General features: G+C 64.1%; 13 protein-coding genes. 12 read left to right on the top strand and 1 reads right to left on the bottom strand.

Translation table 11 applies throughout. The annotated features are described in order from the left end of the window. Positions 1 to 75: 75 nt before the first annotated feature. The 12 genes from BRAD3257_RS24285 to BRAD3257_RS24225 all read left to right on the top strand — a co-directional run bounded on the left by BRAD3257_RS24285 (position 76) and on the right by BRAD3257_RS24225 (position 12968). Positions 76 to 816: a biotin/lipoate--protein ligase family protein gene (locus BRAD3257_RS24285; protein WP_244607679.1), complete on the top strand. Its 741-nt coding sequence runs from the start codon at positions 76 to 78 to the stop codon at positions 814 to 816. Then, positions 813 to 1349 (top strand): DUF6505 family protein, encoded by a 537-nt coding sequence (locus tag BRAD3257_RS24280; protein ID WP_122403939.1) that lies wholly within the window; start codon positions 813 to 815, stop codon positions 1347 to 1349. Before BRAD3257_RS24285 ends, BRAD3257_RS24280 begins: the two co-directional genes overlap by 4 nt. After that, entirely contained in the window at positions 1346 to 2353 is a 1008-nt protein-coding gene (locus tag BRAD3257_RS24275) for a DUF6352 family protein (RefSeq protein ID WP_122403938.1), read from the top strand. The genes BRAD3257_RS24280 and BRAD3257_RS24275 overlap by 4 nt, the downstream gene beginning before the upstream one ends. After that, entirely contained in the window at positions 2350 to 2865 is a 516-nt protein-coding gene (locus tag BRAD3257_RS24270; RefSeq protein WP_122403937.1) for a DUF3305 domain-containing protein, read from the top strand. Before BRAD3257_RS24275 ends, BRAD3257_RS24270 begins: the two co-directional genes overlap by 4 nt. Next, positions 2862 to 3473, top strand: coding sequence for a DUF3306 domain-containing protein (locus tag BRAD3257_RS24265; protein WP_122403936.1), 612 nt, complete (start codon positions 2862 to 2864; stop codon positions 3471 to 3473). The genes BRAD3257_RS24270 and BRAD3257_RS24265 overlap by 4 nt, the downstream gene beginning before the upstream one ends. Before the next feature lie 131 nt (positions 3474 to 3604). Further along, on the top strand, positions 3605 to 4384 hold the full coding sequence (locus tag BRAD3257_RS24260) for a molecular chaperone TorD family protein (RefSeq protein WP_122403935.1): 780 nt from the start codon (positions 3605 to 3607) through the stop codon (positions 4382 to 4384). 29 nt (positions 4385 to 4413) lie between these two features. Beyond that, positions 4414 to 4632, top strand: coding sequence for a twin-arginine translocation signal domain-containing protein (locus BRAD3257_RS24255; RefSeq protein ID WP_027571964.1), 219 nt, complete (start codon positions 4414 to 4416; stop codon positions 4630 to 4632). A 2-nt stretch (positions 4633 to 4634) separates the two neighbouring features. Beyond that, complete coding sequence (locus BRAD3257_RS39770) at positions 4635 to 7577, top strand: formate dehydrogenase subunit alpha (RefSeq protein WP_160118837.1); 2943 nt, start codon at positions 4635 to 4637, stop codon at positions 7575 to 7577. 11 nt (positions 7578 to 7588) lie between these two features. Further along, positions 7589 to 8185, top strand: a complete 597-nt coding sequence (fdh3B, locus tag BRAD3257_RS24240; protein ID WP_122403933.1) for a formate dehydrogenase FDH3 subunit beta — start codon at positions 7589 to 7591, stop codon at positions 8183 to 8185. 33 nt (positions 8186 to 8218) lie between these two features. Next, positions 8219 to 9226: a formate dehydrogenase subunit gamma gene (locus BRAD3257_RS24235; protein ID WP_122403932.1), complete on the top strand. Its 1008-nt coding sequence runs from the start codon at positions 8219 to 8221 to the stop codon at positions 9224 to 9226. 387 nt (positions 9227 to 9613) lie between these two features. Further along, positions 9614 to 10678 carry a HoxN/HupN/NixA family nickel/cobalt transporter gene (locus BRAD3257_RS24230; RefSeq protein ID WP_244607678.1) on the top strand — a complete coding sequence of 355 codons (1065 nt, stop codon included), beginning with the start codon at positions 9614 to 9616 and terminating at the stop codon, positions 10676 to 10678. Next, on the top strand, positions 10659 to 12968 hold the full coding sequence (locus BRAD3257_RS24225; protein ID WP_122403930.1) for a TonB-dependent receptor: 2310 nt from the start codon (positions 10659 to 10661) through the stop codon (positions 12966 to 12968). The genes BRAD3257_RS24230 and BRAD3257_RS24225 overlap by 20 nt, the downstream gene beginning before the upstream one ends. A gap of 165 nt (positions 12969 to 13133) precedes the next feature. On the opposite strand, the gene BRAD3257_RS24220 is transcribed toward BRAD3257_RS24225, so the two are convergent. Next, positions 13134 to 14198: a UDP-glucuronic acid decarboxylase family protein gene (locus BRAD3257_RS24220; protein WP_122403929.1), complete on the bottom strand. Its 1065-nt coding sequence runs from the start codon at positions 14196 to 14198 to the stop codon at positions 13134 to 13136. Positions 14199 to 14209 lie beyond the last annotated feature (11 nt).

The following is a 14209-nucleotide window of genomic DNA, read 5'->3' as shown; positions in this document are numbered from 1 at the left end:
CCGGCCCTTCGCCTCGTATAGACATTATCCATCGCGAAGAAAAGGAAAGCGGAGGACGGCCTGCCGTCGACCCCAGTGAGCCATGTTTCCCTGGCGGAACCGATCCACCTGCCGCCGCCGTTCACGTTGGTGCGGCTGCGCGAGAGTGGCGATGCTTTTGCCCATGCATGCCGCATTGCACCGGAGAGCGGAGCCGGAACGCTGGTCTATGTCGGCCGCTTCGACCTGGCAGAGTTCGCCGTGGTGCTCGAGCCGGCCGAGCCGCTACGCAGCGCGCGGCGCGCGTTCTACGCTTGTATGGTCGCGCTCACGGATGCGCTTCGCGCCTATGCGCCGCCGAGCAAGCCCATCACGATCGGCTGGCCGGATCAGGTCAGGGTCGACGGAGGGCTGGTCGGCGGCGGACGGATGGGCTGGCCTTCAGCCGCCGGCGAGGATGCGCCGCCGCCCTGGCTGGTGTTCGGGGCCATGATCCGGACGGTTGCCATGAACGATGACGATCCAGGCGTTCACCCGCTGGCCTCGGCACTCGACCAGGAAGGATTTGGCGAGGCTGGCGCAGCGCAGATCACGGAGAGCTTCGCCAGGCACCTGATGCTGGCGCTGGACGGATGGCGGGTCGATGGCTTTGACAGTGTCGCGCGCGATTATCTTACGCGGGTGCCGCGTGAAAGGCAGGCAGTTCAGCGCATTGATGATTGCGGCGATGTCCTGACGCGCCGGATCGGGACGGATACGATCGAGCGAAGCGACCTCGTCCAGGCGCTCGCGACGCCATCCTGGCTTGATCCGGCCCTCGGAGGACCACGCCTGTGAAGCTCCTGCGTACCATCGCGCTCGATCCCTCCGACACCTTCGTGTTCGACGTGGCGGCGGAGCCAGGCGAATGGGCCGTCTCCGGCGCTTTCCGCTTCTGGGAGTGCGACGCTGCGAAGCTCGAGGGGAAAGCGCGGGCGGCGTTTCGCGGTGGTTTTCTCGGGGTGCAATCCTGGGGCTGGTCGACGCTGGCGCAGATCGTTCCGGCGACCGAGGACGATTACCGCGGCCTGGTCGATCTCCTGGCGAGGCAACTCGTCGATCGTTTCGGCGCGCCGGACATGGCGGCAGCGAAGGCGGCGGCGGAAGAGGAGGTGGCGTTCTCGCAGTCCCTCTGCAGCCATCCGATCAGCTCGCTTATTGCAGTGCATCGCACCTTGAACGATGGCGAGGTCCGCGAATCCTTCCGCCGGCTGCAACTCCGGGAAGGGCAGGGGCACAAGGCATTCTCGTTCATGGAAATGGAGGACGACCTCCTGCCTGATGGCGATCTCAAGCTTGCGGATCTGGGCCGGGAGCCGACCATCAGATGAACGATTTCTGGATCGCCTGCGGCCATCACCTGCTCGATCGCGAGGAGGGCGGTGGGCTCCGTGTCACCGACGAGTTCCTCAAGGCCTATTTCGCCCGTCCCGAGCTGATGCCACCGGACGACGCGTGCCCGATCGAACGCCGGCTGCACCGCGAATTGCTCGCCGACCCGCGCCAGGCGGTCAGCGCCGGTGAAATCGCCGGGATTGTCGATGCGGATGCCCGGGAGAATTGGCAGTTCGTGCTGGCCTTTCGCGATCTTCTGTTGCGGCATCCGACGCTCGAAGCCGCCTATCTTGCATCGGTGCGATCCGGCGCGAACGATTTGCCGCCGCTGTTCGTCAACCAGCTCGTGCACGTCATCCTGCGGAACGCGCTCGATGGCTGCGATGACCCGTTCGTGCTGCGCGCGGCCGAATTGTTCTTCCGGACCCAACGCATCCTGCCGCATGAGCACGCCCTGTTGCTCGGCGACGAGGAGATCGTCGGCGGCCGGAGCCCGACCCCGGTGCTCTCTTTGATGTCGATGCTGGGCGCCACCACCGACGCCGTGGTCGACGTGTTGAGCGAGGAGAATGCCGAGGCCTATTGGCAGCGCAGCGATCAGTTCGACATGGCCCTCGACCTCACGGCCGGCGGCCGCGGACCGGCTGCGCTGGCGCAGGCGATGACGCGCTGGGTCTCCCATCTGCTCGGCATCGACGTCGTGATCGAGCCGCTGCGGGCGCTGCGCGAGACAAAGCTCACCTGGTATGTCGGGCTCGATGCCGATGCCACCAGGCTTGGCGACCGGCTGTGGCACGGTGACGACCTCGGCGAGCGCGACGCCGATCGTGTGCTTGCGCTGTTCCGGCTGACACTTGCGGATTCAAGCCGTGCGCTCGACGATGTCAGCGGTGAACCGGTCTACCTGATCCTGTCGATGACGGCGGATCAGAAGCTCCGGATGAAGCCGCAGAATCTTCTGACCGGGCTGCCGGTGAAATGCCTGGAGATGGTGACATGAGCCCTGCGGCGCTGCCGTCCCTCTCGATTGCCGTCGGCGTCGTGGTCGAGCGGCGCAAGGCCGCTTCGCCCTGGGTCGATTTCATCTGGCGCGGAATTGCCGTCCTGCCAGACGAGCCGGTGACCCAACCCTGGACCGTGCTTCGCGAGGAGGATGGCACGACCATGTTCTATGCCGGAAGTGCCACCGTCGATCTCTATCCTTCCGAGACCGCGCGCTATCGCGACAATCTTGCCTCGGGTAGCCCGAGCATCTGGACCGTGCTGTCGCCCTCGGAGGGCCCCTGGCCCTATGCCGTCGCCGCGGTGACCGCCGACCCCGCAGAGGGCGAAGGCTTTACCGAAGCCGCCGATAATCTCGTCGAGGCCGTGCCGATGCCGGAGGTGCTGCGCGAAGCGATTGAAAGCTTCGTGGCCGAGCACCATGTCGAGCGGGAATTCGTCAAGCGTACGCGGCGCCGCGCCGACCCGGAGGCGCTGGCACGGCGCGAACATGAAGGCGGACAGGAATGAGTGAGGAGGAATTCCTTGCACGTTGGTCCCGCCGCAAGCGCGCATCGCTGGCGGAGCCGGCGAAGCCTGCCCCGGCGCAGCCCATGCCGCCGTCCGAGGCCAAGGAAGACGAGAGCAAGTTCGATCTCTCTTGTCTGCCGTCGATCGACGAAATCAATGCGGCGACCGACATCACGGCCTTTCTCAGCAAAGGTGTTCCTCGGGAGTTGAGCCGTGCGGCTCTTCGCCGCGCCTGGGCGACCGACCCCGCCATCCGCGACTTCGTCGGGCTTGCGGAGAATGCATGGGACTTCAACGACCCGACTGCGATGCCGGGTTTTGGACCACTGGATTGCTCGTCGGAGGAACTGGCCGCACTGGTCGATCGCATAGTTGGCGGTGTGCGCGAGGTGGCCCAGTCTCTCCCCGAGGCGTCGATCGAAACGGCAGATTCCTCGGCGGAATTGCATCAAGCCGAAGCGACAGCGGTTTCCAATGTCGCTGAGCCGCCCGATGAGACCGAGCACCCGGCAATCCCTGCTGCAGTGCAACCAGCAGTGGTCGACAGATCTGCAGAATCTGCCGAGCCCGTCAGGCCCCGTACGCACGGCGGTGCACTGCCGCGCTGAGCAACTCGACCAAAGGCTATAGGCCCAGGCTATGGCAGGCGATTGACGGTCAGTGGAACCGGGATTACGCTGCCTACTGCTTTGTAACAAAAGCGATAATCAAGCAGACGGGACTTGGATGGGAGGTCCACGTGCGTGATGACGGGCTTGATCGCGCGATCGACGCCGCGGGCGGCATTGCTCAGCTTGCGCGCAAAATAGGCATCAGCCAGCCCTCCGTATCGAATTGGACCCGCGTGCCCGCACAACGGGTGGTTGCAGTCGAAGCCGCCACCGGCGTTTCCCGGAATGATCTGCGGCCCGATCTCTACAGCGAACAAGCCGGATCCGCTGAGCTCGTCGACCCCATCGATGCGGCGCGGGCGCAGGAATACGCGTTGCTGGCGCTGCTGCTGTCCGCGCCTCCGTCGAAGCGACTGCTCGATCAGCTCGCGGCCTTGAGCGGTGACGCGACGCCCCTCGGGCGCGCGCATGCGGCGCTGGCCGAGGCCGCTGCAAGTGCCGTCGCAGCGAAAGTCGAGCGGGAATATTTCGATCTGTTCGTCGGGCTCGGCCGCGGCGAATTGCTGCCCTATGCCTCTTATTATCTCACGGGCTTTCTCAACGAGCGGCCATTGTCGCGCCTGCGCGGTGACCTGACGACGCTCGGCATCGAGCCGGTTGCCAACAATTTCGAGCCCGAGGATCACGCCGCCATCCTGTGCGAGATCATGGCGGGCCTTGCCGGCGGCCGCTTCGATGCCTCGCCCGAGGCGCAGCGCGCCTTCTTCGAAAAGCATGTGTCGCCCTGGATGGGGCGGCTGTTCACAGACATCGAGAGCGCCCGGGATGCCGGCTTCTATCGAGCGGTCGGCGCGCTCGGCCGGACCTTCATCGAAATCGAAACGGAAGCATTCACATTCGCGAGCTGACCGAGGTGCCTCGGTCCGGGAGAGATGCGATGAGTGACGAGACGAAAGCAAAGGTCGGACGCCGCGATTTCCTTCGCAAGGTCGGCTTGGGCACGGCCGGTGTCGGCGCGACGCTTGCGACGCCGTTGGTCGGGTCCGCACAGGCGGACAGCGAAAACAACGATGAGAAGCGCAAGGCGCGCTACAAGGAATCCGATCACGTGAAGGCTTTTTACCGCGTCAATCGTTATCCGGCTAAGGGAGGCTGACCGTGCTGATCAAGCGAACACACCAGCATTCCCCTCGCCAGGGCTCCGTTGTCGAGTCCCTAGCGGCACGGGCCGGCGGTCTCGACCGCCGCAGCTTCCTGCGCAAATCCGGTGTTGCCGGCGGCGCACTTGCTGCGCTTGGCACCATGCCGCTCGGCAGCGTGCGCAAGGCGGAAGCAGCCAAGGCCGGTCCGCTCACCGAAGGCGCGACCATCCGCAAGAGCATCTGCACGCATTGCTCGGTTGGCTGCACGGTGACGGCCGAGGTCTTGAACGGCGTATGGATCGGGCAGGAGCCCAGTTGGGATTCGCCGATCAATCGAGGCTCGCATTGCGCCAAGGGCGCTTCGGTACGCGAACTCGTGCACAGCGAGCGGCGGCTGCGCTATCCGATGAAGCTCGCGGGCGGGCAGTGGACACGCGTGTCCTGGGACACCGCGATCAACGAGATCGGAGACAAGCTTCAGGCTGTACGCGAGAAGTCGGGCCCCGATTCGGTCTATTGGCTCGGCTCGGCCAAGATGACCAACGAAGGCGCCTACCTATTCCGCAAGCTCGGTGCGTTCTGGGGGACCAACAACACCGATCACCAGGCTCGCATCTGCCATTCGACCACCGTCACCGGCGTCGCCAATACCTGGGGCTACGGTGCGATGACCAACAGCTACAATGATATCCGCAATGCGAAGACACAGGTCGTCTTGGGCGGCAATCCGGCCGAAGCCCATCCGGTATCGCTGCAACATCTGCTCGAGGGCAAGGAGCTGCAAAAGGCCAACTTTGTCGTCATCGACCCGCGTCTGACGCGCACGGCCGCGCATGCAACCGAATATGTGCGGATGCGGCCGGGCACCGACATCCCGGTGCTCTACGGCATGATGTGGCACATTCTCCAGAACGGCTGGGAGGACAAGGAGTTCATCCGGCAGCGCGTCTACGGTTTCGACGACATCAAGAAAGAGGTTGAGAAGTGGCCTCCGGAAGAAGTCGAGCGCGTCACCGGCATTCCGGGCGAGCAGCTCAAGCGCGTCGCCAAGATGTTCGCCACCGAGAAGCCGGCAACCCTCATCTGGGCCATGGGCCAGACCCAGAAGACCGTCGGCACCGCCAACGTGCGGGCGAGCTGCATCGCGCTCCTGATGACCGGCAATGTCGGTAAGGCCGGCGCCGGCGCCAACATCTTCCGTGGCCATGACAACGTGCAGGGCGCGACCGACGTCGGGCTCGATATCGTCACGCTGCCGTTCTACTACGGCCTCGCCGAAGGCGCCTGGAAGCATTGGTCGCGGGTCTGGGAGGTCGACTACGACTTCCTGAAGTCCCGCTTCGATTCCAAGCAGATCATGGAAACCCCCGGCATTCCGCTGACCCGCTGGTTCGAGGCGGTGACGCTGCCGAAGGATCAGATCGCGCAGAAGGACAATGTGAAGGCGGTGTTCGTGCAGGGGCACGCCTCCAACAGCATCACCCGCATTCCTGAGTCCCTCAATGGCCTGAAGGCGCTCGAGCTGCTCGTCATTGCCGACCCGCATCCGACGACCTGGGCCTCGCTTGCCGTCGAGGCGGGCCGCAAGGATGGCGTCTACATTCTGCCGGTTGCCACGCAATTCGAATGCAAGGGGTCGCGCGTCGCCTCCAACCGCTCGCTGCAATGGGGCGAGCAGATCGTGAAGCCAATCTTTGAATCGAAGGATGATCTCGAGGTCATCTATCTGATGGCGAAGAAGCTCGGTTTCGCCGACCAGATGTTCAAGAAAATCAATGTCGAGAACAATCTTCCTGAAGCGGAGGATGTGCTGCGCGAGATGAACCGCGGCAGCTGGTCGACCGGCTATTGCGGGCAATCGCCCGAGCGCCTCAAGGCGCACATGAAAAACCAGGCCAAGTTCGATATGCTGACGATGCGGGCGCCGAAGGACGATCCCGAGGTCGGAGGCGACTATTACGGTCTGCCCTGGCCGTGCTGGGGGTCACCGGAAGTCAAGCATCCCGGCACGCCATTGCTCTACAACACCAATCTGCACGTGATGGACGGCGGCGGCACGTTCCGGCCGCGATTCGGCATCGAGCGCGAGGAGAAGCTGCCGGACGGCACGACGCGGAAGGTGAGCCTGCTTGCGGACGGCTCGTACTCGTTGGGGTCGGGCATTCAGGACGGCTACCCGGAGTTCACGCTGGCGAGCCTGAAGAAGCTCGGCTGGGACAGCGAGCTCACCGAAGCGGAAATGGCCGTGATCAACAAGGTCAATCCCGCCAATCCGGACACGGTGTCGTGGGCGCTCGACCTGTCGGGAGGCATCCAGCGCGTGGCGCTGGCGCATGGCTGCGTTCCCTACGGCAACGGCAAGGCGCGCATGAATGCCTTCGGCTTGCCCGATCCTATCCCGGTTCACCGCGAGCCGATCTACACGCCACGCGTCGACCTCGTCGCCAAATATCCGACGCTACCCGACGCCAAGCAGTTCCGGATGCCGAATATCGGGTTTTCCGTGCAGAAGGCGGCAGTGGAGAAGGGAATTGCAAAACAGTTCCCGCTCATCCTGTCGTCCGGCCGTCTGGTCGAATATGAGGGCGGCGGCGAGGAGACCCGAACCAACCCGTGGCTTGCCGAATTGCAGCAGGACATGTTCATCGAGATCAATCCTGCCGATGCCGCCGAGCGCGGTGTCAAGGACGGTGGCTGGGTTTGGGTCACCGGTGCCGAGAACAATTCCAGGGCGAGGATGAAAGCGCTCGTCACCGAGCGCGTCGGCAAGGGCGTTGCCTGGATGCCATTCCACTTCGGCGGGTGGTTCGCAGGCAAGGATCTTCGCGGCAATTACCCGAAGGGCACCGACCCGATCGTGCTCGGCGAAAGCGCCAACACGATCACGACCTACGGGTACGACCCCGCGACGGGCATGCAGGAGCCCAAGGTCACTCTCTGCCAAATCGCGGCGGCTTAGGAGTAACGACGATGGCACGTATGAAATTCCTCTGCGACGCCGATCGCTGCATCGAGTGCAACGCTTGCGTCACCGCCTGCAAGAACGAGCACGAGGTGCCCTGGGGCATCAACCGGCGCCGCGTCGTCACCCTCAACGACGGCAAGCCGGGCGAGCGCTCGATCTCGATGGCCTGCATGCACTGCACGGACGCGCCGTGCGCGGCCGTGTGCCCGGTGAACTGCTTCTACACCACGGCCGATGCTGTGGTGCTGCACTCCAAGGACCTCTGCATCGGTTGCGGCTACTGCTTCTACGCCTGCCCGTTCGGCGCTCCGCAATATCCGAAGGTCGGGAACTTCGGCTCGCGCGGCAAGATGGACAAATGCACCTATTGCGCCGGCGGCCCGGAAGCCGATGGCAGCAAGGAGGAGTACGAGAAATACGGTGCGAACCGGCTGGCCGAAGGCAAGCTGCCGCTGTGTGCCGAAATGTGCTCGACAAAGTCGTTGCTTGCGGGCGACGGCGAGATCATTGCGCAGATCTACAAGGAGCGCGTGATGAAGCGCGGCTACGGCTCGGGTGCCTGGGGCTGGAAGACGGCCTATCGCGAGACGATCGAATCCTGACGAAGGTCGCGCGCGGACATTGAGGAGGAGCTCATGGTGTCGTTTGCAAGGTTCGTCCGGGCGGCCGTCGGCGCCTGTGCTTTACTCCTCCTCGTCGTGGCAGCTCCGGCGCCGGTCGGCGCCCAGCAGGTCAATCCGACCGCGAGCTCGGTCAAGGAGCAGCAGCTCCTGCAGGAGCTGAACCGGATTCAGGGTCGCGTCAGCATCCCTGATGAGAGGTCCGGCGTTCTCGAACAGCCGCAGGGGCGGCAATGGCGCGAGTTCCACAATGTCACGCTGCGCTGGATCGGCGGCATCGCGATCATCGGCATGCTGGCGGTGCTCGTGATCTTCTATCTGACCCGCGGCATGGTGCGGCTCGAAAGCGGACGGTCCGGCCGCACCCTCGTGCGCTTCAATATCTATGAGCGTTTCGTGCACTGGATGACCGCTACCTGCTTCATCATTCTGGCGATCTCCGGACTGAACATCACCTTTGGCCGACCGTTGCTATTGCCGCTGATCGGCTTCGAGAACTTCTCCGAATGGTCGCTATGGGCCAAGTACGCCCACAATTATCTGAGCTTCCCGTTCACCATCGGCGTCGTCCTCATCCTGTTGATGTGGATCGGCGGCAATATTCCGAACAAGGTGGACGTCGAGTGGCTGAAGCGGGGCGGCGGCATCGTCGGGCATGATCATCCGCCGGCCTATCGCTTCAACGCCGGCCAGAAGGCGGTCTACTGGATCGTCGTGATCGGTGGCGGACTGGTCGCTGCGAGCGGCTATGTCCTGATGTTCCCGTTCTACACAACGGGGATCGAAGGCATGCAAATGGCCCAGATCGTCCACTCGGTCGTGGCGGTCCTGTTCGTCGCGGCGATGGTCGCACACATCTATATCGGCACCATCGGCATGGAAGGTGCGTTCGAGGCCATGGGCACGGGCGAAGTCGACGTCAACTGGGCTCGCGAGCACCATAGCCTCTGGCTCGACGAGCAGATGGCGCGAACGGGACCCAACGACGGACGACCGCAACCCGCGACCGCGGCGGCTGAATAGGGCGAAGCACCGGCGCGGACGCTCCGACCTACCGAGCCGACTCTTTCGCAAACAAGACGGAGCGGTCCTGCAGCTCCTGCTCGGGAAGCTTGATGGCTTGGCCTGTCTGCATGCCTTGAATGGATGCCATGCCGTGCTGCGCGTGATCACCTGGCGACCGTCAACTTGATCGTGAAAGTGGATATTAGGTTGCCAATAGCAGCGCCCCATCCCACCCCAGCGTCATGATGAGCCGGGCGCAGAATTCTTCCATGAGAGCAGTGATTTGGCTTCGGTTCTTGGCGGCTTTTCAACCGTCAGGTCGAAAGTGGCCCAGCTCTTGCTCTTGCCAGTATGAGGGATTTTGATAAACGTCATACTGTGGGGTCGGGAATGGAACGAGCGGCGATGCGAACTTTGCGGGCGGTCGAGCCCGGAACTGTGGCGCTGCTCGGCGGGCTCGTCGCCGCCAACCTCGCCACGTGGTCTTGGGCCTTCATGCTGTTCGGCGACCGGCCGACGGTGATGGCGACCGCACTGCTGGCCTGGGTGTTCGGCCTCCGCCACGCCGTCGATGCCGACCACATCGCCGCGATCGACAATGTCGTGCGCAAGCTGATGCAGGCGGGTGGCGCGCCGCGCAGCGTCGGTTTCTATTTCGCGCTCGGCCATTCCAGCGTGGTCGTTGTCGCCACCATGCTGCTTGCGCTGGGCGTGGTCAGTCTTGGCGGCGACAGCCTGCTCAAGGAGATCGGCGGCTTGATCGGCACGTCGGTGTCGGCGCTGTTCCTGCTCGCTGTTGCGCTCATCAACCTCGTCATTTTCGTCGGCCTGTGGCGGACGTTCCGCGCGGCACGGGAGGAGGGCGTCCACGACATTGCGCAGCTTGACGCGTTGCTCGCCAGCCGCGGCATCCTGGCGCGGCTGCTCGGCCCGATGTTCCGCCTGGTGACAAAGCCGGCACATATGTACCCGCTCGGCTTCCTGTTCGGGCTCGGCTTCGACACCGCGACCGAAATCGGCCTGCTCAGCATCTCCGCCAGCGAAGCCGCGCGTGGCGCCTCGCTCGTCGATGTCCTGGTCTTTCCCGCGCTGTTTGCGTCAGGCATGGCGCTGGTCGACACGGCCGATTCCGCGCTGATGGTGAGCGCCTATCGCTGGGCCTTCGTCGATCCCCTGCGCAAGCTCTGGTACAACCTCACGATCACGGGCGCCTCGGTCGCGGTCGCGCTGTTCATCGGCGGCGTCGAGGCGCTCGGCCTGATCGCGGATCGGCTCGGCCTCTCCGGCGGTATGTGGACGCTGGTCGAGGGCCTCAACGAGTCGCTGGCGAATGTCGGCTTCGCCGTGATCGCGCTATTCGCGATCGCATGGCTCGTCTCGGTCGTGTTCTATCGCCGCATGTTCGCGGACGGCCGCCATTGTGCCGGGACGAAGGTCTTGGAATGCGCCGATGCAACCGAGGCGGTGTGAGCCTGGTCGTTGCGGCGGCGCGCTGACTGCACTCTCGGCCCTGCTGCTCCTCGCCGATAACGGCCGCGCGCTTGCGCAGAGCACCGGCATCTCGCGCGAACTTCCGCCAATCCAGGTCGATGGCGAGGCGCTGGTCCGCAAGAAGCCGCTCGCATCGCGCCGCACCAGAAAGCCGTCCCCCGCCGGTCACCGCATCCTCGTGTATCCAGCAGCGACGCAGGCGTCGGATGCGCGCAGTGCCGGCTCGGGTGCAATGAGCGGAGCCGGCATGGCCAGCGAGATCACCGTCTCCCGCGAGGAGATCAACGCGCGCCCGATCTCGCGGCCTGGTGAGGTGCTCGAAGCCGTGCCGGGTCTGATCGTGACGCAGCATTCCGGCGAGGGCAAAGCCAACCAGTACTTCCTGCGCGGTTACAATCTCGACCACGGCACCGATCTGGCGATCGTCGTCGACGGCGTCCCCGTCAACATGCGTACCCACGCGCATGGGCAGGGCTATGCCGATCTCAACTGGCTGATCCCGGAAACCGTCGCCGCAATGGACGTGCGCAAGGGGCCTTACTTCGCCGACGAGGGCGATTTCGCCTCGGTCGGAAGCGTTCATATCGGTCTGATCGATCGCACCTGGAGACTGGCGCAGGTGAGCGCCGGCAGCTTTGGTTACCGCCGTCTGCTCGGCATGGATTCGGCGAAGCTCGGTGACGGTTCGCTGCTGGTGGCCGGCGAAGTGGGCACCTACAACGGGCCGTGGGACAACTCCGACAATGTGAGAAAGCTCAACGGCCTCGTGCGCTACAGCCAGGGCACTGCGACCGACGGCGTGTCCATCACCGGCATGGCCTACGTCAACAAATGGAATTCGACCGACCAGGTGCCGCAGCGCGCGATCACCAGCGGCCTGCTCGACCGGTATGGTTCGGAAGACCCGAGCGACGGTGGAAACGCCGACCGTTTCGCGCTCTCCGGCCGTATCGCGCAGACCGACGATACGGGATCGTGGAAAGCAAATGCCTATGTGGTGAAGAGCCAGCTCGACCTTTTCAACAATTTCACTTACTTTCTCGACGATCCCCTGCTGGGCGACCAGTTCCACCAGCACGACAAGCGTTTGATGGCGGGCGCCAACGTCTCGCGCACGCTGAACGGTTCGTTTGCCGGCCTGCCGATGCAGATCACCCTCGGTCTGCAATCGCGTTATGATGCGATCGATCTCGCGCTCACCAACACTTTCCAGCGCGGCTTCCGCGCCAATATCCGCAGCGACAAGGTCGGCGAGGGGAGCGTCGGGATCTATGCCGAAAACACGGTGCGCTGGACCGATTGGCTCAGGACGACGGTGGGCTGGCGCGGCGACTATTACGCCGCTGACGTCACCTCTCTGTTCAATGCCGCCAATTCCGGCTGCGCCGATGCCGCGCTCGGCAGTCCGAAATTCAGGATGGTGCTTGGTCCGTTCAACCAGACCGAATTTTTCCTCGGTGCCGGCTACGGCATGCACTCGAACGATGCCCGCGGCGCGACCACGACGGAAGACCCCGCCGATCCCGCGACAAGGCTCACGCCGTCGCCGCTCCTGGTGCGCACCAGGGGCGCGGAGATCGGTGTTCGCAGCAGGATTGTTCCCGGCCTCGACACCTCGCTCAGTCTCTTCATCCTGGATCAGGATTCCGAGATCCTGTTCGCGGGCGATGCCGGCGACACCTCGGCAACCCGCGCCAGCCGTCGGTACGGCTTCGAGTGGAGCAATCATTACCGGCCATGGTCGTGGATCGATATCGACGCGGATCTCGCAATGACGCATGCGCGCTTTCGCGGCTATGACAGCGAGCAGGCACAGGCCTATGCCTCGCTTGCCGGCTATCCCGAGGCGCAGATCGGCAATGCGCCCGGCAACTACATTCCGAACGCGCCGGCGATGGTGGCATCAGCCGGCGTCACGGTGGGCGAGAAGACCGGCTGGTTCGGAACCTTGCGCTGGCGCTATCTGGCCTCGAGCCCGCTGACGGAGGACAACGCATTCCGCTCCTCTGCGACCAGCATCTTCAATGGCCGCCTCGGCTATCGTATCGATAACGGCTGGCGCCTTCAGCTCGACGTGCTCAACCTCTTCAACGCGAAGGCGAACCAGATCACCTATGCTTATGGTTCGCTGCTCAAGACCGATACGCTCTACAATCTCTGCACGTCAGGCGCCGCTCCAGCGGCAGTCTGCCGGAATGGCGTGATGGACTACGTGCTGCACCCGGCGGAGCCGCTGACATTCCGGGTCACCGTGGCCGGGACGTTCTAAAGCATGATCCGGAAAAGTGCGAAGCGGTTTTCCGGAAAGATCATGCGTAAACAACGAGCTAAAGCGCGATGACGATTCATCCAAATCTCATCGCGCTTTGGGTTTGCTCAGATCGCGGACCCTGCGCTGGCGCTCTGCAGCGGGGCGCAACCTGATGATCCGCCGTCACGATTGATCGGACATCGTCAGCCGGTCGCGCGCTGGATGGCGTGCCCTGCGCGGGGCGATGGCCGGCACGAGCGGGGGCGACTCGCCGGCGAGACGCAGCGCGAAATAAGCAATGGTCGCTTGAAGACCGTCCCTCAGTGCCACCCGCGGACGCCATCCCAGGATCTTCTCTGCGGCATCGATCACGGGCTTGCGTCGCTTGGGATCGTCCTTTGGCAGCGCTTCGAAGCGCAGCGGGGAGGCCGATTCAGTGCAGGCCAGCACTTCACGAGCGATCGCCTCGATCGTGACCTCGTGCGGATTGCCGAGATTGTATGGGCCGGTGACCGAGGCAGGGCTCTCCATCAAAAGCTGAAGCCCCCGCACGAGATCGTCGACGAAGCAGAAGCTGCGGGTTTGCGTGCCTTGACCGTAGATCGTGATCGGCTCTCCGCGCAAGGCTTGAACGATGAAGTTGGAGACGACGCGTCCGTCATTCTCGAGCATGCGCGGGCCATAAGTGTTGAAGATGCGCGCGACCTTGACCTCCGTCCCGTGCATGCGCCGGTGGTCGAACATCAGCGTCTCCGCGGCGCGCTTGCCCTCGTCGTAGCAGGCCCGCGGGCCGATCGGATTGACGCTGCCGAGATAGGATTCCGGCTGCGGATGCACCTCCGGGTCGCCATAGACCTCGCTGGTGGAGGCCTGCAGGACCCTGGCGCGCTTCTGCCGCGCGAGCTCGAGCAGGTTGATCGAGCCGAGCACACAGGTCTTCATCGTCCCGACCGGATCGGTCTGATAGTGCCGGGGGGAGGCCGGGCAGGCGAGGCTGTAGATCCGGTCGATATCGCCCTCGATCTCGATGGGATCGCGAACATCATGCTCGACGAAACGGAAATTCGGATGATTGAGCAGCGGCCGGATGTTGTCGGCCGTCCCCGTGAACAAATTGTCGAGGCAGATCACCGTGCTGCCGCGTTGCAGGAGCGCGTCGCAGAGGTGCGATCCGATGAAGCCGGCACCGCCGGCGACCAGGACTGTCGGCGAGCGGCGGGAGGCGTGGATGCGGGTCTGGAGTGTCATGATCTGGCCTT

Source organism: Bradyrhizobium vignae, assembly GCF_900324035.1.
Lineage (GTDB): Bacteria > Pseudomonadota > Alphaproteobacteria > Rhizobiales > Xanthobacteraceae > Bradyrhizobium > Bradyrhizobium vignae.
The sequence above is the reverse complement of the archived record's forward strand: the minus strand, read 5'-3'. Positions and strand labels throughout refer to the sequence as shown.

What these genes read in the sequence shown, in the direction of transcription:
- BRAD3257_RS24235 (WP_122403932.1), top strand. Translation starts at nt 8,219, where the DNA reads ATGGTGTCGTTTGCAAGGTTCGTCCGGGCGGCCGTCGGCGCCTGTGCT.
- fdh3B (WP_122403933.1), top strand. Translation starts at nt 7,589, where the DNA reads ATGGCACGTATGAAATTCCTCTGCGACGCCGATCGCTGCATCGAGTGC.
- BRAD3257_RS24230 (WP_244607678.1), top strand. Translation starts at nt 9,614, where the DNA reads ATGCGAACTTTGCGGGCGGTCGAGCCCGGAACTGTGGCGCTGCTCGGC.
- BRAD3257_RS24225 (WP_122403930.1), top strand. Translation starts at nt 10,659, where the DNA reads ATGCAACCGAGGCGGTGTGAGCCTGGTCGTTGCGGCGGCGCGCTGACT.
- BRAD3257_RS24270 (WP_122403937.1), top strand. Translation starts at nt 2,350, where the DNA reads ATGAGCCCTGCGGCGCTGCCGTCCCTCTCGATTGCCGTCGGCGTCGTG.
- BRAD3257_RS24265 (WP_122403936.1), top strand. Translation starts at nt 2,862, where the DNA reads ATGAGTGAGGAGGAATTCCTTGCACGTTGGTCCCGCCGCAAGCGCGCA.
- BRAD3257_RS24255 (WP_027571964.1), top strand. Translation starts at nt 4,414, where the DNA reads ATGAGTGACGAGACGAAAGCAAAGGTCGGACGCCGCGATTTCCTTCGC.
- BRAD3257_RS24275 (WP_122403938.1), top strand. Translation starts at nt 1,346, where the DNA reads ATGAACGATTTCTGGATCGCCTGCGGCCATCACCTGCTCGATCGCGAG.
- BRAD3257_RS24220 (WP_122403929.1), bottom strand. Translation starts at nt 14,198, where the DNA reads ATGACACTCCAGACCCGCATCCACGCCTCCCGCCGCTCGCCGACAGTC.